At 69.4% G+C, this 20,350-nt stretch carries 22 protein-coding genes; 4 read left to right on the top strand and 18 right to left on the bottom strand.

Annotated features, from left to right (window positions below):
• Positions 1–60: 60 nt before the first annotated feature.
• The 3 genes from AB0N81_RS40670 (at position 61) to AB0N81_RS40660 (ending at position 2,452) form a co-directional block, all read left to right on the top strand.
• The gene (locus tag AB0N81_RS40670) at positions 61–222 is read left to right on the top strand and encodes a hypothetical protein (RefSeq protein ID WP_365367755.1); all 162 of its coding nucleotides are present in this window, start codon (positions 61–63) and stop codon (positions 220–222) included.
• A gap of 64 nt (positions 223–286) precedes the next feature.
• Positions 287–1,858 (top strand): asparagine synthase-related protein, encoded by a 1,572-nt coding sequence (locus AB0N81_RS40665; protein ID WP_365367753.1) that lies wholly within the window; start codon positions 287–289, stop codon positions 1,856–1,858.
• 36 nt (positions 1,859–1,894) lie between these two features.
• Positions 1,895–2,452: a GNAT family N-acetyltransferase gene (locus AB0N81_RS40660; RefSeq protein WP_365367751.1), complete on the top strand. Its 558-nt coding sequence runs from the start codon at positions 1,895–1,897 to the stop codon at positions 2,450–2,452.
• Positions 2,453–2,668: 216 nt separating this feature from the next.
• Here the strand turns inward: AB0N81_RS40660 and AB0N81_RS40655 are convergent, their stop codons facing one another.
• Positions 2,669–2,905, bottom strand: coding sequence for a hypothetical protein (locus AB0N81_RS40655; protein WP_365367749.1), 237 nt, complete (start codon positions 2,903–2,905; stop codon positions 2,669–2,671).
• Between the two features lie 130 nt (positions 2,906–3,035).
• Between AB0N81_RS40655 and AB0N81_RS40650 the strand changes: the two genes are divergently transcribed.
• Positions 3,036–4,286, top strand: a complete 1,251-nt coding sequence (locus tag AB0N81_RS40650) for a hypothetical protein (protein ID WP_365367747.1) — start codon at positions 3,036–3,038, stop codon at positions 4,284–4,286.
• Positions 4,287–4,296: 10 nt separating this feature from the next.
• On the opposite strand, the gene AB0N81_RS40645 is transcribed toward AB0N81_RS40650, so the two are convergent.
• From AB0N81_RS40645 to AB0N81_RS40565, 17 genes are all read right to left on the bottom strand, one after another.
• A complete protein-coding gene (locus AB0N81_RS40645) occupies positions 4,297–4,878 on the bottom strand; it encodes an HAD family phosphatase (protein ID WP_365367745.1) in 582 nt (193 codons plus the stop codon).
• A gap of 273 nt (positions 4,879–5,151) precedes the next feature.
• On the bottom strand, positions 5,152–7,296 hold the full coding sequence (locus AB0N81_RS40640; RefSeq protein ID WP_365367743.1) for a tetratricopeptide repeat protein: 2,145 nt from the start codon (positions 7,294–7,296) through the stop codon (positions 5,152–5,154).
• 195 nt (positions 7,297–7,491) lie between these two features.
• On the bottom strand, positions 7,492–9,813 hold the full coding sequence (locus AB0N81_RS40635) for a Helicase associated domain protein (RefSeq protein WP_365367800.1): 2,322 nt from the start codon (positions 9,811–9,813) through the stop codon (positions 7,492–7,494).
• Positions 9,814–9,865: 52 nt separating this feature from the next.
• Entirely contained in the window at positions 9,866–10,825 is a 960-nt protein-coding gene (locus tag AB0N81_RS40630; protein ID WP_365367741.1) for a Scr1 family TA system antitoxin-like transcriptional regulator, read from the bottom strand.
• A gap of 251 nt (positions 10,826–11,076) precedes the next feature.
• Complete coding sequence (locus AB0N81_RS40625) at positions 11,077–11,652, bottom strand: hypothetical protein (protein ID WP_365367739.1); 576 nt, start codon at positions 11,650–11,652, stop codon at positions 11,077–11,079.
• 95 nt (positions 11,653–11,747) lie between these two features.
• A complete protein-coding gene (locus AB0N81_RS40620) occupies positions 11,748–11,984 on the bottom strand; it encodes a hypothetical protein (protein WP_365367737.1) in 237 nt (78 codons plus the stop codon).
• The gene (locus tag AB0N81_RS40615) at positions 11,981–12,181 is read right to left on the bottom strand and encodes a hypothetical protein (RefSeq protein WP_365367736.1); all 201 of its coding nucleotides are present in this window, start codon (positions 12,179–12,181) and stop codon (positions 11,981–11,983) included. The genes AB0N81_RS40620 and AB0N81_RS40615 overlap by 4 nt, the downstream gene beginning before the upstream one ends.
• A 424-nt stretch (positions 12,182–12,605) precedes the next feature.
• On the bottom strand, positions 12,606–13,145 hold the full coding sequence (locus AB0N81_RS40610) for a hypothetical protein (RefSeq protein WP_365367734.1): 540 nt from the start codon (positions 13,143–13,145) through the stop codon (positions 12,606–12,608).
• A gap of 23 nt (positions 13,146–13,168) precedes the next feature.
• The gene (locus AB0N81_RS40605) at positions 13,169–14,395 is read right to left on the bottom strand and encodes an acyl-CoA dehydrogenase family protein (protein WP_365367732.1); all 1,227 of its coding nucleotides are present in this window, start codon (positions 14,393–14,395) and stop codon (positions 13,169–13,171) included.
• Between the two features lie 36 nt (positions 14,396–14,431).
• The gene (locus AB0N81_RS40600) at positions 14,432–15,025 is read right to left on the bottom strand and encodes a GAF domain-containing protein (protein ID WP_365367730.1); all 594 of its coding nucleotides are present in this window, start codon (positions 15,023–15,025) and stop codon (positions 14,432–14,434) included.
• A gap of 56 nt (positions 15,026–15,081) precedes the next feature.
• Positions 15,082–15,648 carry an ATP/GTP-binding protein gene (locus tag AB0N81_RS40595; RefSeq protein WP_365367728.1) on the bottom strand — a complete coding sequence of 189 codons (567 nt, stop codon included), beginning with the start codon at positions 15,646–15,648 and terminating at the stop codon, positions 15,082–15,084.
• Positions 15,649–15,661: 13 nt separating this feature from the next.
• Complete coding sequence (locus AB0N81_RS40590; protein ID WP_365367726.1) at positions 15,662–16,006, bottom strand: DUF742 domain-containing protein; 345 nt, start codon at positions 16,004–16,006, stop codon at positions 15,662–15,664.
• A gap of 40 nt (positions 16,007–16,046) precedes the next feature.
• Positions 16,047–16,454 carry a roadblock/LC7 domain-containing protein gene (locus tag AB0N81_RS40585; protein WP_365367724.1) on the bottom strand — a complete coding sequence of 136 codons (408 nt, stop codon included), beginning with the start codon at positions 16,452–16,454 and terminating at the stop codon, positions 16,047–16,049.
• Positions 16,451–18,085, bottom strand: coding sequence for an ATP-binding protein (locus tag AB0N81_RS40580; protein ID WP_365367722.1), 1,635 nt, complete (start codon positions 18,083–18,085; stop codon positions 16,451–16,453). Before AB0N81_RS40580 ends, AB0N81_RS40585 begins: the two co-directional genes overlap by 4 nt.
• Positions 18,078–18,605, bottom strand: coding sequence for a hypothetical protein (locus AB0N81_RS40575; RefSeq protein WP_365367720.1), 528 nt, complete (start codon positions 18,603–18,605; stop codon positions 18,078–18,080). The genes AB0N81_RS40580 and AB0N81_RS40575 overlap by 8 nt, the downstream gene beginning before the upstream one ends.
• 146 nt (positions 18,606–18,751) lie before the next feature.
• The gene (locus AB0N81_RS40570) at positions 18,752–19,228 is read right to left on the bottom strand and encodes a hypothetical protein (RefSeq protein ID WP_365367718.1); all 477 of its coding nucleotides are present in this window, start codon (positions 19,226–19,228) and stop codon (positions 18,752–18,754) included.
• Between the two features lie 116 nt (positions 19,229–19,344).
• The coding region (locus tag AB0N81_RS40565) for a glycoside hydrolase family 15 protein (RefSeq protein WP_365367716.1) at positions 19,345–20,350 on the bottom strand (1,006 nt) is incomplete at its 5' end.

Genomic DNA, 20,350 nt, shown 5'->3' with positions numbered 1-20,350 from the left:
CCATGAACTCCGGCGAAGCCTCGCCGAGACCGCAAGTACGACGAACAGAAGGGGCACCCCATGGACGACCTCATGCCGCCTGCGAAGCGCACCACCCCCGCGGAGCGCCTGTTCACGACGAAGGCGAACCGCCGAGTCCAGACCCCCGGCGAGTGCCACGAGTACAAGAAGACCTCCGGGTCGTCCGACGGCGCGAAGACGTACGACACCACCGCCACCTGATCCGCCCCGTTCGCCTGGTGGGTGCGCCCTCGGCACACCCACCAGCCCTCTTCGGAAGGCTCACATGATCAAGCTGCGTCTGACCCCGTACGCGAACGCTGCATGGACCTGGGACACCGTCGCTGGCCTCTACCGCACCGCCGACGGCCAAAGCGAGGTCACCCCGTTGGCTCACCCGATGCTTGAGCACCTCGCGTTTACCGACAACACCCGGGCCCTGGTCATCGTCCGGGAACGTGCCTCCGGGCGGCCCGCCGCCCTGCCCGAACCGCGCACGCTCACCCCGGCCGACTTCGACACCGCCCGTACCGCAGCCACGACGTGGCCGCTGGACTACGTCCTGGTCGAGACCGCCCCCGGTGTGCCCGCGCGGGTCAGCGCCGGGCCGTGCGGCATCACCCCGCTGTACGTCGCGCACGACGGCACGACGCTGCTCGGGTCCTGGGACATGGCCGACCTCGCCCCGTACGCCCGCACGCTGAACCCACGCGAGGTCGCCCGCCTGCTCATCTACCGCCCCCGCTACAGCCAGGAGACCGTCTTCCAGGGCATCCACCGCGTCACCGAACGCGCCACCGCGCACTTTGGCGGCCACCTCCACCTGCAGTACCCCGAGCCTGCCCTGCACAGCGGCCCTCGCGAACTCGCCGACGACGCCGATGTCCTAGGCGCGTTCGTAACCGCAATGGACAACGCGCTGGACGCCCGTCCGCTGGATCCAGGCACCACGGTCTTCCACCTCACCGGCGGCTTCGACTCCGGCACCGTCGCCAGCAGGGCCGCCGAGCGCCTCCCCGGTCGGTACGCGACCTCTACCCTCCTCATCGCAGGACCCGGCCGTGCGTCCCAGTTACGCCGCCGATCACAGATACGCGACGTGGTGCGCTTCGCCGACACCGACCTCATCGTGGACGCCGCCGAAACCGGCGTACTCGCTCCCGGCTGCGTCCGCCGTGGCGGGGCACGGATCAGCCCGTACGAAGAGCCGCTGCACCACCCCTTCAGGCACATGACAGAACTGATCGCCCACCATGGGGCCCGCACCGTCGTCACCGGCCTCGGAGGTGACGAGATGGTGGCCCTGTCTCAGCAGGAGTACCCGCACAAGCCGATGGGCGAAATCAGCGACGCCCTGCCCTGGATCGGCGCACGGGCCCGCGCCGCCCTGGAGTTTGCCGACGACGCCATCGCCCCGCCCGCCCGCGTGAACTCCATGACCCTGCTGTCCCTGGAGACGACCGCCCCGGTTCTCCTGCGCGCCGGGATCTGGCCCGTCCACCCCTTCGCCGACCCCGACATGATCCAGCTCGGCGAGTGGCTGCCCTACGACTGGCGCGAGTTGAAACAGCTCCAACGCCGCCGCCTCGCCGCCCTCGGACTCGGACCCGATGTCACACAGTCCCGCACCCGGGAGTCCTTCGCTGAAGTCGTCCAGCACGCACTGACCACCGAGGCCCGCCCCTTGTTCGACGTGATGCTCAAGGACGGGTCACCCCTCTTCGAGGAGGGGCTGATCGATCCCGACGGCCTCCGCGCAGGACTGCGGCAACTCGACTCGGGCCCGTACCGTGAAGACGGCGACGCCCAGCTCCTCGAAGTCGTCGACCTCCACCTGGCCGCCGCAGCGTTCCTGTAGACAGGCCGAACCCAGCGCCTTCAAGGAGGACCCCGGATGCACCTCGTCCGTCCGGCCACGGCCGCCGACATTCCTGCCGTCCGCACCCTCGTCCTGGCCCGCTCCGCATGGCTGGAAGAGCGGCAGATGCCCTCGTGGCGGGAGAGCGCAGACGACGTGGCCGGGCAGGCCGAGAACACCGACGGAACGATGTGGCTCCTCACCGAGGAGACTTCGGACCGGATCATCGGATGCACCACGGTCCAGCAGGAGACCCCGCCGTGGGGGTGGACGGAGCAGGAACTCGCGGAGCCCGCCGACTACCTGTACACCACCGTGACGGACCCGGCAGACCGCGCACACCGCCCCGGCGCACTCCTCGCCCTGTGGGCGGTGGACCGCGCGGCCCGCCAGGGCCGGGCATGGGTACGAAGGGGCTGCATGTTCCCTGGCCTCGTCCGCTACTACGAAACCCAGGGCTTCAGCCTCATCCACGAGGTACAGCGCACGCACAACCATGTCTACCTGATGGGCCGCCAGGCCGAAGAGCTGCCCGACCTTCCCGTGCGGACGCAACCCGGAGATGACCGGCGCTCGACTCTCCCCCAGCCGTAGGACAACGGCCAGCAGCCCACCAGTGAGCCTTCGCCAGCCTGAAGCCGCAGGCCGAAAGGCTGGTATGACTGTTTCTCAGGTGTTCACGCTGGTCGTGGGCGGCAGCCAGTGGAGAAGATCATCCGTCAGCGCTGGGCTTCGAGGTTCGTCAGGACGATTGGAGCGCGCAGGAGTTGGGTGGCGCGGGCGGGATCGGTGCGGAGCTTCGTAAACGGGTCAGGTGCGCGGCTTCAGTTTGATCAGGCGGACGGGCTGGCCGTCGAGGAAGAACTCGTCGATGTCGGCGTCGCTGGTGTCTTCGTCATGCTCGCCGGTCTGCAACAGGTCCAGGGTGATGTGGAAGTCGCGTAGCGCGTCCCGAATCCGCGCCGGCAGGGAAGGGTAGTCGGGGGTCTCATCCGGATCTGCTGCGGGGGTCAGCCGGGCCTCGCGCGGCGCGTCGATACCGGTCACCGACACGTCAGCGGCGAAGGCGAGGTCGGCCTCCTGCAGCGCCTTTCGGGCCTACGTCCCCGACCCCGCGCTGGAGTTCACAGACCGTCAGGCAGCCCTATCCTGGCTCGACGCCCAGTCCCCCAACCTCATGTCCACCCTCCGCACGGCACACAGCACGGTCTGGAACGCGATGGTGTGGCAGCTTGTCCACATGCCGATCGTCCTGGCCCACACGCTGACCCGCCTGTGCGGCCTCGCCGAGGCTCTGACTTCCGCAGATCTGGGTATGGACCTCAACGCGCCTTCCGGCCGCGACCTCGACCATTTTGCGTCGCCCGCCGCGACGCCCGGCGAAGCAGGTGATGATCCCACGAAGCGACGCACCGCCCTCACTCTGATCGGCGGCACGGCCCTGGGCTCACTGGCCCCGCTCATGACTCCCGGCCAGGCCAGCGCCGACACGGCCCGCGCCTACACGCACCACGCCACCCGCACCGAGCTCGACCCCGCCGACCTCACTGACCTCGAAGCCGACATTGATCGCTTAGGCGCCACGTACTCCTCCACGCCTCCGCGCGAACTGTGGCCCACCGCCGCGCGCCTGCGGCACCGCGTTTTCACCCTGCAGCACGAACGCCGGCACACCCTGCGCGAAGCACGCGAACTCACCCGTCACGCCGGCATGCTCTCTGTGATCCTCGCCTGGATCGCCCACGACCTGGGCAACGGTGATCTGGTCCAGGCCTTCTGCGACAACGCCTGGACGCAAAGCGAGCAAGGCGACCACCCCGAAGTCGGCGCTTGGGCCGAAGACGTGCGCAGCACCCACGCCCTCTACGACAACCGCCCCCTGGACGCCCTGCTCGCCGCGACCCGGGGCATGGCCGTGGCCCCGCGCGAGGGCAACGCCGCGGTGCGACTGTCCGCCCAGGTCGCCCGCGCATACGCCCGGCTCGGCAAGGCGGACCATTTCCAGGAAGCAGTCCTGCGCGCCCACAAGCATCAGCAGCGGCTGCCCCTGCACGGCGCAGGACTCTTCGCGGTGGACGCGGTGCGCATCACCTCCTACGACGCCTCCAGCTACGTGTGGCTCGGCGACCCCGACCGGGCACGTGCCACCGCCGAGGAGGCCATCGGCCACTACCGTTCCTTCCCCAGCCGCTTCCAGGCCCCCACGCGGCTGGCCATCGCCCAACTCGACCTGGCGCAGGCGCACTCGGCGCTCGGCACGCCCGACGCCGCTATCGCCGTGGCCCGCGAAGCCCTCGCCGGCAGCCGCCTGGTCGACTCCATCCGCGGCCGGGCCCAGCAACTCGATAACACCCTGCAACGCCGCTACCCGCACGACGGTGCTGTGGCCGAGTTCGGCGAGGAACTTCACGTCCTCCTCGCAGCCTGAAACGCACCGGTCACCAACAAGACGTCACGTACGGGCGTACATCGACCGCGTGCATTCCCGCTGCCCGCGCCGCCGCGAGTCCCTCCTCCGCGTCCTCCACCACCAGGCAGCGGTGCGGCGGCACAGCAAGGCGCCGGGCCGCCTCCTGGAACAGATCAGGGGCCGGTTTGCCCCGGTCAACGTCCTCCCGGGTCACCACGGTGTCGAACAGGTGCGCAAGACCTGTGGCGGCTATGCCTGCCCGGACAACAGCACCCCCGCCGCCGGAGGCCACCGCGCAGGCGACACCACGCGAACGCGCCCTCTCGACCCATCCAACGACCGTTTCGAACGGCCTGAGCGACGCCAAGTCCCGGATGATCAACTCGCCGCAGCGCTCAAGTACATCAGCCAACGGCACTGAGACACCCAGTTCCTCCAGCAGTCCATCCACCGAAGTGCCGAGCCGCTCGCGGTACCAATCCTCGCGTAGATCGACAGCGTGAGCCCGGAGCGCTTTCGCCAAACTGCGGTAATTCAAAGGCTGGGAGTCGACCATGGTGCCATCCCAGTCCATGATCAACGCCTCATATCCGTCGAGATTCAGATCCATGGGCGAAGCCTTCCCAGGAGCACACCCGCCGATTGCTGCCGCTATGCCTTCGCGACGGCCGACGCCGAGGGCGGGCGTATCCAGGAGTCCAAGGTGAGCGGTGCGGCCTGATACCCGCTGGATCTGGCAGAGCGCTTCGTCGGGCCCCGGATCGCGCGGGCGGTCACCACATCGGCCGGAGTGGGCGCTGCGGAACGCACGGGCCTGCGTGCCGACGGAGCAACTGCGTAGCCGCCTGGCGGCCGAGCAGACGCACGAACAGGGTTGCAGTACTCACCGGGCTGCCTGCAGCCGCCGCTGGACGCGCTCCGCATCCACGGCACTGATGCTGCTGTACTGCTCCAGTGCCCGGGTGTAGAGGGCGGCCGCGTCTTGTTTCCGTCCGGCGGCGGCCAGGCTCTGGCCGAGCATCTCCAGGCTGCGAGCGGTCCACTGCCGGGCGCCGTGGGAGGTGAACTCCTCGAAGGCCTCCCGCCCGGCTTGTTCGGCTTCCTCGTGGTGGCCTGCCATGGCGTACGCCTGGCCGAGCCAGGCCAGGGCACGGGCCGCGTCGTGCGGGTCCTCGACCTCAAGGAGGGCGGCGCGGGCGGTGGTGAGGACCTCAATGGCCCCGGCAGCGTCATCCAGGGTGAGATGGATTTGCCCGAGGAGGATGTCGGTGAGCGCGACTCCGCGGCGGTCCTCGCGGTGCGCGCGCAGGGTGCGGGCCTGCTCCAGATAGCCCGCGGCTTCCTCCGGCCGGCCAGCCTCGTAGGTGGTCGCGCCGAGTTCGTGCAGCGCCTGCGCCTCGCCCCGGACGTCGCCCCGGGAGCGGGCCCCGGCAAGAACGTCCGTGAAACAGGTGATCGCTTCGTCGAAGGAGTGCGTACCGCGCAGGCCGACGCCCAAAGTGTTGCGCAGCTCCTGCTCGGCAACGGCGTCCTTGCAGAGCCGGGCGGCTTCCAGACCGAGGTGGTGCGCCTCAATCCACAGGTCGTACATCCTGCCCGCGCGCCACCAGGGCCACATGGCGTGGACGAGCTGCCACACCATCGCGTTCCAGCCCGTGCTGTGTGCCGTGCGGAGGGTGGACATGAGGTTGGGGGACTGGGCGTCGAGCCAGGACAGGGCTGCCTGACGGTCTGTGAACTCCAGCGCGGGGTCGGGGGCGTAGAGGTAGGTCCGGTTGAGGTGGCGGTGGCTTGGGGTGAGGAGCCGTTCGGCAGCGGTCACGGCGGCGAGGTACCAGTCCGCGGCGCGGCGCCGGGCTTCGGTGCCGGCGCTCTCGGGCTCGTCCCGGGCGGCGTGCTCCTGGGCGTGCGCCAGGGCAGGGCTGGAGTATCGGTAGACCGGTCCACGGACCGGCTGGGCGGTGTCCTGGACGAGCATGCCCGAGGTGGCGAGGTCGGCGAGGTCGGCGCCCGCTTCGGCGGGGGTCCGCTGGGTGATGGCGGCGGCGAGGTGGGCGTCGATGGTGTCGACCGGCAGCAACGCCGCCGTGCGGTAGAGGCGGGCGGCGAAGTGGGGGAGGTTGGTGTACTCGGCGTCGAGTGCGGCGGACACGATGGCTCCGGGGTGGTCGAGGGCCAGTTTGGTGGCGGGGGTCCGGCTTCGGCTGGCGTCGAGGGCGCGGACGGCGGTGGACAGGGTGCGGGATCGGTGGCGGGTGAGCTGGGTGATGCTCAGAGCAAGGGCTGCGGGCAGGCCCGCGGTGAGGTCGATGAGCCTGTTGGTTGCGTCCGGCTCCTGGTCGATGCGCTCGGGCCCCAGGCAGCGGGCCAGGTAGGTTCGGGCGGCGGTGTGGTCGAGCGGTCCAAGGGGCAGCTGTGCCGCACCCTGCGGGGCGAGTTCGGGCAGCGGGAGGCGGCTGGTGGCCACCACGAGGTGACCGGATCCGCCGGGGGTCAGGGCGCGGATGTGATCGGCGTGGGTGACGCCGTCCAGCAGGAGGCACACGGGTCCGCGCGCGGCACTCGCCGACCTCCACCAGCTGGCAAGCTCGTCACTGCCTGCGGGCAGCGGCCCGGCCTGCACGGCGCGCAGGAGACGGCCGAGCACGTCGCTGATGCGCGCGGGGCCCATGCTGCCGGTGAGGTCGGTGTGGAAGTGGCCGCCCGGGTATCTGTGGGTCAGGCTGTGGATCAGGCGCTCGGCGAAGGCCGACTTGCCGACGCCGGCGGGCCCGTGGACCGAAACGAGGGACACGGCGAACTCGGGCTGCGCCGCGATCCACGCGGTGAGCCGGGCGAGCTCCTGTTCCCGGTCGGTCCATGAGGCCGGAACCGGTCGCACCTGGCGGGGGACAGGCGGGACGTGCTGAGGCTGGTGGAAGTGGATTGCGTCGATGTGGCCGGCCTGGACACCCGTGTGCAGGGCGGGGTCCCCGGTGATGGTGTTGTTGACCATCATGGGTGGGTGCGGCATCCCGGGCGCGGTCATGGTTCTCGTCTCCCTGGAGTGGTCGAATCTCGGTCTCACTGAGCACGCGGCGCTGAGCGGTGCTCCGGGCCGCGTACAGGGCCGGTTGCGCCTCGTACGGGTGATCGGCCGGTGTCGCCGTGGGCTGGTTGATGGTGATGGCGCCGCGTACGGAGGAGGGCTGGTCGCCCATGAGGTGCCGGACGGTAGGGCACGTCAGAGTTTCCAGAGCATGCCGATGGCCTCGAGTGCCGAGATCCGTTTGGGGCTGAGGGTGCCGCGGAGGGCTGCTTGGCGTTGCTTGACGATCCATTGGCCGACTCTTAGCTTCTCGGGGCCTGGAGCGACGTAGGTGGAGGGGATCTTCAGGTGGCGGTGCTGTTCGTGGAATGCCTTGGCCGCCGCCAGGTGCTGGTTCCAGCGATGCTCATAGACATCCCAGATCATGCCGAGCCCGTCGAGCTGGCCTCGCTGCCTGGCGCCCAACTGCCGTTTTTTCTTACGCCAGTTGCTGATCCACAACCCCAGGGCGTATGGCGGGTCATCGTCGGTGGTGTAGTCGCTGGGCACGAGCAGATCGCCGTGTTCTTTCTGGTAGGCGCGGGCGGCTTTGAGCCCGCGGAGCCAGTCGTAGCCGAACTCCTGGTGCCAGTCCATGCCCAGAGCGTCAAGCGCGGTCCGCTGTTCGGCGGTGGCGGTGCGCTCGCCGCGGCGCAGCCGGTTCAGCCACATGCCCAGGGGAAAGCGGGTGCCCGGTGTGCAAAACGACGTGGGCACGAGGAGGTCCCCATGGGCTGCGTGGTGGGCGCGGGCCTCGGTGAGGAACTGCTCCCATTCGGTATCCCTTTGGTTGTCCTTCGGCTTCCAGACCATGCCCAGGTCTTCCAGCCGACTCTTGCGGTCGGGCAGGAGAAGCCCGTCCTTGGCCAGGCCGCGCTGGAAATGGAGCCAGCGGCCCAGTGCCAGCTCGGCGGGCGGCGGTGTCTTGTAGCTCTGGGGTATCAGCAGGTCCCCGTGCTGCTTCCGGTAGCTCTCAGCGGCTCCGAAGAACTCTTCCCAGTTCGGTGTGGTGGAGCGAACGGCCTGGGCGTGGATCGCCGCGATGAACCCGGCAGGCACCGCTTTCCCCGTGACGTGAAGCCAGTCGGGGGCCTGCCCTCGGGAAGCGCTCACGCCCTGGGAGGCACGCCCTGCCTCTCGGCGGCGGCTGTCCAGCTCCGCGGCGAGCCGCTCGTCGTTGGCGCGGAGCGCTTCCAGAACCCTCCACAAAGGAGCGTAGGCGGATGAGGCCAGCGCGGACTGCGGATCCTCATCGGGGCCCAGGAGGATGGGCACGATGATGGTGGCCACTTTCGGGCCGTCGCGCCGCACGATCCGTCCGATGGCCTGCACGTTGTCCGTGTCGGAGTTCCGTACGTCGACGAAGGCCGCACCGTCCAGACGCGGTGCGTCGATGCCCTCACCGAACATCCGCACCTGGCACACGATGCGCCGGCCCGCGGCTGTAGACGGGGCGTTGAGGAGGCTGAGCGCGGCGTCGCGTCGGCTCGAAGACTGCCCTGCGTGCGCGCACGCCACCTGCAGCGGACCGCCGGCGGCAGGGTCGGGACCGAGCAGTTGATCGACCTGTGGAAGCGCCTGGGCGAACCATGCGGCGTCGCGGACACGGTGATGAAAGGTCAGCATGTTCCGCACGTTGAACTGGCGCGCAGCACGCAGCACAGCGATCTGGCGGGCCAGCATGGAGGCGGAGACCGCCGAAGCACCCACGCCGAGGTAGGTGGTGCGGGTGGGTTGCTCCTCGACCAGCTGCTGCACCTCCTCATCGGTGACGATGGCCACCACGACGCGGTAGTCGGCAACCAGCTTGAGCTCCAGGGCCCGCGCGTAGCCGAGACGGAAGACGGTCGGCCCGAAGGTCTTCTCGTCGTCCATGCCGAGGATGTCGGTCTCGCCCGTACGGTTGCGGGTGAGGATCTTGGGCGTCGCGGTCAGGTAGAGCCGTCGGTCGCCGGGGATCAGCACGTCGTCGTGCACCCACGTCCACGTCTTGGACGTTCGGCCCGCCGAGCGGTGGGCTTCGTCCACCACGATGCTGCCCCACCGTGCCAGGCCGTGATCCCTATGTGCCCGGGCCACGGCAGGCAGACTGTGGTAGGTGGCGGCCACCGTGGCCCGGGGCACCCCGGCGAGCAGTTCGGCGAGTTCGGCGGCCTCCGTGGTCACCGAGGCCGCCACGTCGGCGTGCAATTCCCGGCGAGTGCGCTCCATCAAATGCGGATCGGAGCACACCGCGGCCACCTGGCCCAGAGCCTGCCCGTACGTCTCGTGCCAGGAGTGGAGGGTCTGAGCGAGCAGGTTAATGCTCGGGGCCACCAGCAGCGCCCGGCCGTTGTCGAAGGCATCGTCCAAGAGCGCGCCGCCCACTCGCGTCTTGCCGGTACCGCAGGCCATGACCACGGTGGCGCGTGACTGCGTGGCGAATGTCTCGAGCACAGCCTGGATGGCCTGCTCCTGATGCGGCCACAGCGGTGGCACTCGACGGGCAACTGCGTCATCGCCGTTGGGAGCTGAGGAAGAGAGAAGCACTTCAATCCCGGGTAGGTGAAGAAGAGTGAAGAACTGAACGAACTGCGGCCCTTCGCTCCATCGCGGCCGCGGCGCGCTCGATCAGCTCGTAGGTCTCCTCACGGCCGCAGGCACGGGAAAGCGCCTCGCGCAGGCCGGCGCGCACGGTGCGTGCAATCGGGGATTCCACTGCGTAGCTGGGGAAGGCACCGAAGCTCGTCACCATGCGGTGGCCGTGAAGGGTCACCTCTGCAGGCCAGCTGACCGTGTGAACGAACAGAAACGCACCCATCGGTACGATGCGGATGACCAGCCCGCTGGAGTCCGACTCCTCACCCTCCATCAAGCCGACCAAATGCCGCAATTGCTGCGCCATCACCTGCGGCCCGCCGACCGGACGCCTGAGCACCGCCTCATCCAGCAGGACCGTTCGGTGCTGGCCCGTGGCCCACGGCATACCGTGCACCCACGGGGGCAGCCCGAGCACCGGTTCATCCGCACGAAGGAGGAAGGCGGGATTCTGCAAGACCTTCTGGTAAGCCTGCGTGCGCAGGCCCGCAGGAATTGCGGGAGTGAACTCGATGATCTCGCTCGCCATGCGCATCACAGCGATGTAGCGCGCCAGCGCCTCGGTACCTGCCGCATCTCCCCAGTAGTCGAACGGGACACGTGTCGCACACCCTCGCTCCCCACCCCTGCTGCGGACGTAGTGCTGCTGCGGCAAGCTCCTCACCAGGAAGTCGGCGTGCTGCCGCGCTATGCCGTAGCGGCGGAGCAGCGCCCGGACGGCGGCTTGAGGGGCCGGGGATTCGGCGCGCTCCCACCGGCTGACGGCTGACGCCGACTGGCGGACGATGCGGGCCGCATCATCGAGCGTTTCGCCCCTGTACGTACGCAGACCTCGCAGGTATGCCCCCAGCACGATCCGGGTAGGCGCCTGAGACAGTTCGGCGGACTTGGGTGGCACAACGGCATGCAGCATCACTGGTCACCAATCAACGGGTTCACAACGGTTCGTGCGTCGAGGGCGGTCTGGAGCACCGGGTCGGGATCTGACGTCGCCAGGCATGCACCATGGCGACGTCAGCCCCTTCGGTGCCCCGGCACGGTCCTCCTGCCGCAGCACGATGTGCGGCCGGTGGGCGCGTAAGACATCGTGCGCGAGGCGCCGACGCCAGTCGTCGCCGCCGGTGTGGTCCGGCACGCCGTTGGGCGGACAAGAAGGCATCGACCTCATGAAGCGACCCCCTCCTCTGCCAACAGCGCGGGCTGCACCGGCACTTCGCAGCCGAGATACGCTTCGAGGCCCTCCGCGCGGCACGCATCCGCGGCCAACAGAACCGCCGTCCCCTCGGATGCGGCCGTGCTCACTCGGTCCCACCCGCACCTGCTCACCAGATGCCCGACGAGACGCTGCCCCTCCCAGTCGTCAGCGTGGCGAAGAGGGACGGCGCAGGCGATGCGGGTGTAGCCGCACAGTGCGGCGTAGTGGCGGGCCCAGATGGTGAGGAGCCAGCCGAGCCGGTAGCCGTTGCCCGGGGCGGTAGCGGCACAGGACACCACCAATGTCGGCCGGGCGTTCTCGTGGAGCGTCCACGGTGGCGCCGCCACCGTCGTGCGGTGCAACTGGAGGACGGCGACAGGAGTGTTGGTGTCGGTGTCGACGAGGGCGACCATCTCGCGCTCGTCGCGCAGGGCCTCAAGGACCGGGCGGGCGTTCTCCGCGGGTAAGTTCCGCTTCCGACGCCAGTCCATCACGTGGGCGCCGACCTGATCGTATTCGGCCTGGCCGTCCAGATGACGGATCACATAGACGGGTGCCGTGGGAACAGGGTGTGCGTGAGAGCGCGGGCCAGGCGTAGGCCCGGCGCCCGCACCGGAGGAGCTGGGGGAGGCGTCGTCGGTCACTGGCTGGTCCCGATGCGTCGAGTGCGGCGGCATGGGGTGCTGTTGCTGCCGGGGCATGCGGGAAGGACTCCGGCGCGCACCTCCGTGTCGGTGTGGCCGGTGGCGGGCGGGAGGTGCCCGTGCGGCCCGGTGCCGGCGGCTGCCTGAGCGGCCGGAGTGGCGAGGCGGCGGCCGGGCCGGCCGACCGCCGGGTTCCAGGCCGCCACCGCGATGGTGTGGGCAGAGGAAATCATCGGGCTCCTTCTGCTGTGCTGTCATGCCCGCACAGCAGGACCGCGCGGCTGCTGCGGCTCAAGTCCTGCGTCAGGCACGACCGCCAGCCGGTCATGAGCTGGCCGAGCTGGTCCTCGGCCAGGCCGCGGTCCATCGGGCCACCGCCGCGGGAGTGCGGGGAGGTGAGGAGGTAGAGGACGCCCTGAGGCTTGAGCATTCAGGTGACCGTGGCCAGGAAGCGGGGCAGGTGGAGGTATGCCACCGTGTGGCGGCACGTCACCAGGTCGACGCTGTGCGGCTGCAGAGCGTCTGGCGGCCGCTCAGTGTTGATGTCCCAATGGGCGAAGGACAACCGCGGATGCACACCACCGATTCGGCGGGCCCGCCGCAACGCCTCGCCGGATCGAATCCGGCGACCTGCATCCCCCAGCGGAACATCTGATAGGCCCACTGTCCCGTACCGCAGCCGAGGTCGACCGCGGTCATGCCACGCTGCGGGGCCAGGCTGCGGTACACCCACTCGCACTCCCGGAGCGGCACCGGACGCGACCTGCGGGCCTGGTGCCACTCACCCCAGTCAGCAGCCGTGGGCACCTTGGTCGTGCTCAGGAACGCCCTGCGGCTCGCCTGTGTCGGCCCGCTCACCGAGCAGCCAACTCTCCGGCGAAAGCGAGGAAGCACTTGTGCTGGTGGACGTAGCGGATGATGCGCAGATACTCGCAGTTGTCCAGTGGCATCGCGGACCGTCCCATGGCGAGGAGACCGCGGGCAGGACCGACCACTGCGCAGTGGCAGGCTGCCGCCAAACCATGCCGCTGCTCACTGGAGCGCCATACGGTGTCGTTGTCGTCGCAGTAGGAGCTCTCCGTCAAACGCCAGCCCGGCGTGCGGCTGGCACACTGGCGCAGCTGCTCCAGCGCATCGCGCCGCTTCCCACCGGGGGCTGAGACCACGTAGGGAATGAGGGTGGCGACGGGTTCTTGGGTGAGGTCTTTGAGCAGGTCGCCCATGTAGTGGACGCGCAGGGCGTCGAGGTCGGCGGAGACACGCGCTAGGTCCTGACTCGGACGCAACGGGTACTCATCGGCCAGAAGAGCGCTGAGGCTGTCAGCCCTGGTTTCACTGCACGGCGCGGTCGGTGAGTGGTCCGCGGGGATGCGCGGGGCGCGGTCGTGGTCCATGGGGAGTGTCCTTGGAAAGGGTGTCAGGCGACGCTGGTGGCCTGGGTGGTGGAGGGAGCGGTGAAACGCTGCGACCACTGGTCGCGTTCAGTGCCGAGGGTGGCTTCGCCCAGGTGGTGGAGCTGGATGTCATCGGGTCCTGCGGGCGCGGCGATGTGGCGGATGTCGCGGTCAAGGCGGGCGAAGGGGTGGTCGGTGCGGGTCGCGTAGCCGCCGAAGAGGTCGGCGGCCTGCTGTGCTGCTGCGGCGGCGGTTCGCTTGGCCGTGAGTTTGGCGTTGAGCAGCGCGGCGTCGCACGGCACCGACCGGTCGAGCAGGGCCGAGGCGTGGTAGACGGCGAGTTCGGAGGTGATGAGCCCATGGCGGATCTCGGCGACGCGGTTGCGGACGACGCGGTTGTCGGAGAGGTGACCGCCGCGGCGTGGGCGGGTGGTGACGAACGCGGTGGTCTCATCGAGCAGTCGTTGGTGCAGACCGAGCGCGACCGCGGCCAGGTTGGGGCGCCCGCACACCATCGAGGCGCCGTACGCGGCGGTCATGCCCTGGCCTTCCTCACCGAGCAGGTTGGCGGCCGGCACGGTGACGTTGTCCAGGAGGAGAGTGCCGGCGCTGAACCCGCGCAGACCGATATGGGAGGGCAGCTGCAGGGTGATCCCGTCGCGGTCGGCTTCGACGAGGAACGCCGAGAGAACGCGTTGACCCCGGCTGCCCGGTGCACCGGTGCGGGCAACGACCAGGTGCAGCCCAGCAATATGACTGTTGCCGACGAAGCACTTGTGGCCGTCCAACACCCAAGAGCCGTCCCTCTTGGGGTAGGCGGTGCTGGTCATGCCGAGGATGTCGCTGCCGGCATCGGGTTCCGTGACGGCGATCGTCGCCCAGAGTCCGGCGGCGATCTGCGGCAGCCACTGCGCCCGCTGCTCGGGGCTGCCCAGCACCTGCAGGGCGAGGGCGGGGATGAGGGAAGCCTGCAGGATCGCGCCGGCCGCGCCGCTCCAGTAGGAGAGTTCCTGGATCAGGAGCATCTTGGCGACGTGCCCGGCGCCCATCCCGCGGTACGGCTCTTCGGGAATGAGCACACCGGTCCAGCCCTGTCCTGCCAGAAGGGCGGGGATGATGAGGTCGACGTGCGTGCCGGCCTCCTCCATCCGCGCGGTGAGCGGCGCGATCTCCTCCCGGGCAAAGTCGCGGACCCGTGCCCGCAGACTCTTCTGCTCCTGGCTCAGATACGGCTCGACTTCGGACATCATCGGTTTCCCCTCCCTGTCAGCGGTCGCGGTGGCAGATCACAGCAGTGCTCTGCGCACCGCGTCAGACGTGAGCAGTTCGACGGCTTCCTCTGCGTAGTGCTTGCTCAGGTCGACGGCCTCGCTGTCCCACGCCGTCACCTGCCTGCCGATGACACAGGCCGTGCCGAGGATGATCCCCGTGGCCGGGTGGATCATCGGTGCACCCAGATACGTTCTGACGCGGAGCTTGTAAATGGCGGGGTTGCCGGCGCTGCGCGGATAGTCGAGGACGTTGTCCAGGGGGAAGGCTTTGCGGCGGTCAACCGTGAACACGCACCAGCCTTCATTGCGGGACATGGTGCGCTCGGTGCTGGCGGCGGTGGTCTGACCGCTGCTGTGACCGCCTGCAGTGCGCGGCGTGGACAGTCCGGCGAAGTACTGGTCATGCGTGATGATGTTGACGATGCCGATCAGGGGCTGCCCCCCTGAGTGGGCGCTGGCGGAATCAGCGAAGCGTGCGGCCAGCGCGTCCAGTTCTGCAATCGGGCGCCGGGCGTCCACTCCCAGGTCCTTCAACAGGGCAAGGCGCGCCTCAAGGTCGGTATCGACGGGCGGCCTGTGACGGCCGGTCGCGTTGTTGTAGGTGGGCATCAAGGCTTCCTCAAAGGTGGCAGCCGCAAGGGGCTGGTCGGGCGGTGGTGCCGGCGTCATGTGCTGGCTCGTTGGTGTGCGTGCGTGACGAGTTCGATCAGTACGTCGCGTGCCGAGCTTCTGTCCCGGGCGTCGCAGGTCAGCACGGGAACCCCCGGGGCGAGCCTCAATGCCTGCTGCACGTCGGGTACGGGATAGGGCTCGGCGCCCTCGAAGTGGTTGACGGCGACCAGGAAGGGGATGTCCTCCACCTCGAAGTACTCCACGGCAGGGAAGCAGTCCTTCAGCCGCCGGGTGTCGGCCAGGACGATCGCTCCGAGCGCGCCGCGGGTCAGGTCGTCCCACATGAACCAGAAGCGGTCCTGTCCAGGCGTTCCGAACAGCATCACCTGCACGTCGTAGGCGAGTTCTGCTCTCGTCACGGGCAGCGTGATGCGTCCGACGTCCATGGCGACGGTGGTGGTGGTTTTCGGTTCGGTCCCGGTCAGGTGGTCAACGTCCTGACTGGCCACGGTCATGACTTCCTCGGTCCGCAGCACCTCGATCTCGCTGAGCGCGCCGACCAAGGTCGTCTTCCCGACGCCGAAACCACCGGCGATGACGACCTTGACTGCCACCGCCATGGGCACTTCGGTGTCAGGACAGGTTGCGTAGACCATTGAGGACGTCCTCCAGGATGCGTGGATCTTTGCCTGCCTCGGAGGGATCGCGCAGGCCGGCTGGCATGGGAGTGGCGAGGTAGCCGTCGTCGATCAGGTCACAGACCATGATCTTGACGACTTGGAGTGGCTGGCCGATCGTTCCGGCGATCTGCGCGAGGGAGCAGGCGCTTACCCGGCAGGTTTCGAGGATCGGCAGGTAGTGAGGCTGCGGGGCCGCTTGAGGTGCTCTGACGGTGGCGATGACCAGGGCGGTGCGGTCAAGGTCGCGGGACGGCGCGGAGCGGCCCCGCACCAGGAGGTAGGGACGGAGCGGTCCCATACCGTCTCCAGCCCCTGGTGCGGCCGTAGGCCCGCTCATGTCAGATGCGCTGCCGCGCGGGCACGGACAGGCTCCCAGGCACCTGCTTGGCCAGCAGCGCCATCTCGTAGTGGATCTGGCCGATATCGGCTCCGGGCTCGCTGACCACCGTCAAGAGCGCTCCGGAACCGGCCTCCATGACGAGCAGGCTGGTGTCTCCCATCTGGATGAGGGCCTGATCCACCACGCCGTCGCTCCCGAGCCTTTTGCTGGCGCCTTTGGCCAGGGAGTGCACGCCGCTGGCCAGGGCGCTGAGGACATCGGCGAGTCCGGAGGCGTGGTCGCCGAGGTTCACCTGGCTGATCAGCAACCCGTCATTGGAGGTGACCAGCGTGGAGCGCACACCACGGGTCTTGTTCACGAAATTCTGCAGGAGCCAGTCGATAGGGGGAGCGGTGGGGGTCGTCATGCTCGTCCTCCGTGCTGGTGGGGGTTGGCCGGGTCGGCTTCGGGGTCTGTGGCAACGGGCTCGGGCGCGGCCCGGTCGACTCCCTGGGCGAAGGCACGCACTACACCTGGATCGGGCGCGCTCTCCCGGGAGGGGGCCGGGCGCTGCTCCTGGTCCAGCAGTTCGGGATGGCGGTAGGACTTTGAGGGGTCGCGTGCCGGCAGGGGTGTCCGGGCTGCTGCCTGCCCCGTCGCGGCGGGGTGGCCGTGCTCCGGCGGCCGGGGAGCGCGCCGTTGCGGCAGCGCTGCTTTAGGGCTCGCTTGGGCTGAACCGGCGGTGGGACCCGCCGTGTGGACGACCGGGAGCGCGAGGGTGGTTTCCGCGGGCATCTGCCCTGCGGAGCTGTCACCCGCACCGGGGGCCACGGACGTCGCAGACGGTGCCTTCGCAGGCGCGGAGGCAGACGTCCGGTGGGCTCGCGTTGATGCGTCGCCCTCGTGCAGCTGAGGGGCCGGGATCACCACGACGGCGGTGATCGCCCCGTACACGTTGGTTTCCAGGTGCACGTGCAGGCCATAGCGCTGGGCGAGTTCGGACACGGCCCAGATCCCCAGGCGTCCGTCGCGGACGTACTCGTTGGTGTGGCGCGCGGTGCCTGCCAGCAGCTGGTTGAGGTGCTCCAGGGTGGCGGCCGGCATCGAGGTTCCTCGGTCCTCGATTTCTACGCAGGCCCCGGCGGGGGCCTGCGTCAGGCGCACCCTCACCGGATGGTCGGGCGGGGAGAAGTTGAGGCCGTTGTCGATGAGTTCGGCCAGCAGGTGCGCCAGTGCGCCCGTGACGCGGCCCCGGACGGTGGTGTCGATCGGCGCGATCACCTCGACACGCCGGTAGTCCTCGACCTCCTGGATCGCATGTTGCAGGACAAGCGACAGCGCGGCCGGCTCCCGGGGCTCCTGGGGTGCGCCGCCCCCCAGGATGATCAGGCTTTCGGCGAAACGCCGCATGCGGGTGGTCTTGTGGTCCAGGAAGAAGAGCCCGCGCAACACCTCGGGGTCCTCGGTGTTGCGCTCCAGGTCATCAAATCCGCTGAGGGCCTGGTTCGACAGCCCCAGCATGCGACGCCCGAGCACCAGCAGTGCAGCCCGGTCCCTGTCCGCCGAGCTGTTGGCCACCAAGACCTGGACATCGCGCACGAACGCGTCCCAGGCGCAGGCCAGTTCCGCCAGCGGGTGAGGGCCGGGGCTCGCGTCCGGCAGGGCACGGATCTGCGGCTGCTCCCCGCGGCGCACCTGATCCATACAGGCCTGGATGTCCTTGAACGCCTGCGGCAGCCCGTCGCGCAACTGGCCGGCCCACTGCGCGTCGACGTTGGCCTGGTGCTGGAGCGTGTCCGCCACGGACGCGCTCATCGACCAGGCCACCGCCGAGGCGAAAGCGCACGCGCTCGTCACCGCGGACCAGATCAGCCAGCCGTGTGAGATCTGGCGCGCAGGATCACGCGTCAGATAGATGGCGATGATCAGCATCGGCACCGTCACCAGGGCCGGTAGGACCGCAATGCGATGCAGTTGCCGGCGCAGCGTGCGCGGTGCTGGCGCACGACGGCCCGTGCGGTGGTGACGGGCACGCGCGGGCACTGTGGTGTCAGGCATGGCGCGCCTCACCCTCGACCGCCGGTGCCGAAGGGCCGGGTATCGGGATCTCGCAGCGGATCATCGGTACCAGGCCTGGCCGGGCCTGGGCCCTGGCCTGCAGATGGACCACACGCTCGCCGCTGGGCAGGGCGTGCACGGCCGCCTGCTTCCAGCCGCATTCGCCGCGGAGGTAGGCACTCAGACGCCCGTTCACGGCGCAGCTGTCCGGCTTGGGCTCGCGGACCTCGCAGCGCGCCCAGGTGCAGCCGGCGCGCGCGGCGAAGTCGGTGGCCCACAGCGTCATGAGCCGGGCGATGCTGTCATTCCGGCCCGGGACACTGTGCGCATCGCACAGCAGCACGCTCGGCTCACTGCCCCCGAGCCCCCACTGCCGCAGGACCGGCTCGCGGTGCAGGTGCAGGTAGCCGATGAGGACATCGTCCTCGTAGAGGCCGACCTCGTCGGTGTCCGCATCCAGGCAGTGCTGGCGGGCATCGCAGTAGCCGCGCTCGGCCCGCCACCGTCGGCGGTCGTCCATCAGCGCTTCCACCTCGGCACGGGCGGCCGCGGTGTGTACCGGGCGCATCACGTAGGCCGAGGGGCCGGCCCCAGGCGAGGACGGTGTGGACGCGGGCGCCTCTGCGTGGGCATCGTGATGGTGCCGCGGCGACATGCTGGTGCCGCTCACTGGGCCGCTCCACTGGTGGACTCGGCGCTCTGCGGGGGCGCAGGTACCAGGATCTGCCAGGCGTGTCCCAGGGCCACCAGATGCGCCGGGTCAGCGACACCTGCCTTGGCACACAGCTCGTCGATGTGACTGCGCAAGCCCTTCACGGGCAGATCGCACACCTCGGCGATCGTGGTGCCTTCGGCGTGCTGGGCCAGTGCGCGCAGGAGCAGCAGCTCGGCATCGGTGAAGTCGGGGGCAGACCCGGCCGGGGTGGGCGGGGGCACCTGACCGGTGGACAGCAGCACGTGCGCCAGCACCGCTCGCGAGGAGCCGGGCGCTGCCACGCGGATTCGCAGACTGAACAGAAGGGTCCGGGTCGTGATGGGGGAACGGTGCCGGTGCGCGGCGAACTCGGGCAGGGTGCCGTCGACAAGCCGGCGAGCGGCCTCTTGTTGGACCGGCGTGAGTGCGGTGGCGGTCGTAGTGGTCATCTCGGTTCCTGGTCGGGTCGAGTATCAGAGGGCTGCAAGGACAGGGGGCTGGCGCCGGAACTGGTGGCCGGAGCGAGAACACCAGCACCAGGGGCGCGTCGCGCTCACCACGTGGGTCAGGCGCGTGTGCGTGCCAGGTGTTTTCGGCGGGCAACCGGCGTGAAGGCCGGGGGAGTTGCAGGCGGCCGCACGGCCGGGTCGGGCTGAGGCGCGGTGGCGCTGTACGCGCCCGAGGCCGTCAGTCTGAGGGCCGTGTCGATCATGGCGACGTGGCTGAAGGCCTGCGGGAAGTTGCCCACCTGGCGCTGAGCCGTGGAGTTCCACTCCTCGGCGAGGAGCCCCAGGTCGTTGCGGAGGGCCAGGAGCTTCTCGAAGAGCTTGCGGGCCTCGTCGACGCGGCCGATCATCGCGAGGTCGTCGGCCATCCAGAACGAGCAGGCCAGGAAGGCCCCTTCGTTGCCTTCGAGGCCGTCCAGGTTCTCCTCGTCGCTGGAGGTGGGGTAGCGCAGGATGAAGCCGTCCGGCGTGGACAGCTCCCGCTGGATCGCCTCGATCGTGCCGATGACGCGCTTGTCGTCGGGCGGCAGGAAGCCCATCTGCGGAATCAGCAGCAGCGAGGCGTCCAGCTCTTTCGAGCCGTACGACTGCGTGAAGGTGTTCCGCTCCTTGTCGTAGCCCTTCTCGCACACGTCCCGGTGGATGTCGTCGCGCAGCTCGCGCCACTTCTCCAGGGGGCCGTCCGCGTCGCCGGACTCGATGAGCTTGATCGTGCGGTCCACGGCGACCCACGCCATCACCTTGGAGTGCACGAAGTGGCGGCGCGGGCCGCGCACCTCCCAGATGCCCTCGTCGGGCTTCCTCCACGCGGTCTCCAAGTGGCGGATAAGGCGGAGCTGGAGCTGTGCGGCGTAGTCGTTGGGGTCCATCCCGGCCTTGTGGGCCAGGTGGAGGGCCTCGGTGACCTCGCCGTACACGTCGAGCTGCAGCTGGCCCGCCGCGCCGTTGCCCGCCCGGACCGGCGTGGAGTCCTCGTACCCCGGCAGCCAGTCCAGCTCCGTCTCGCCGAGCTCGCGCTCGCCCGCGATGCCGTACATGATCTGCAGGTTCTCCGGGTCGCCCGCC

Source organism: Streptomyces sp. NPDC093510 (genome assembly GCF_040683555.1).
Lineage (GTDB): Bacteria > Actinomycetota > Actinomycetes > Streptomycetales > Streptomycetaceae > Streptomyces.
The sequence above is the reverse complement of the archived record's forward strand: the minus strand, read 5'-3'. Positions and strand labels throughout refer to the sequence as shown.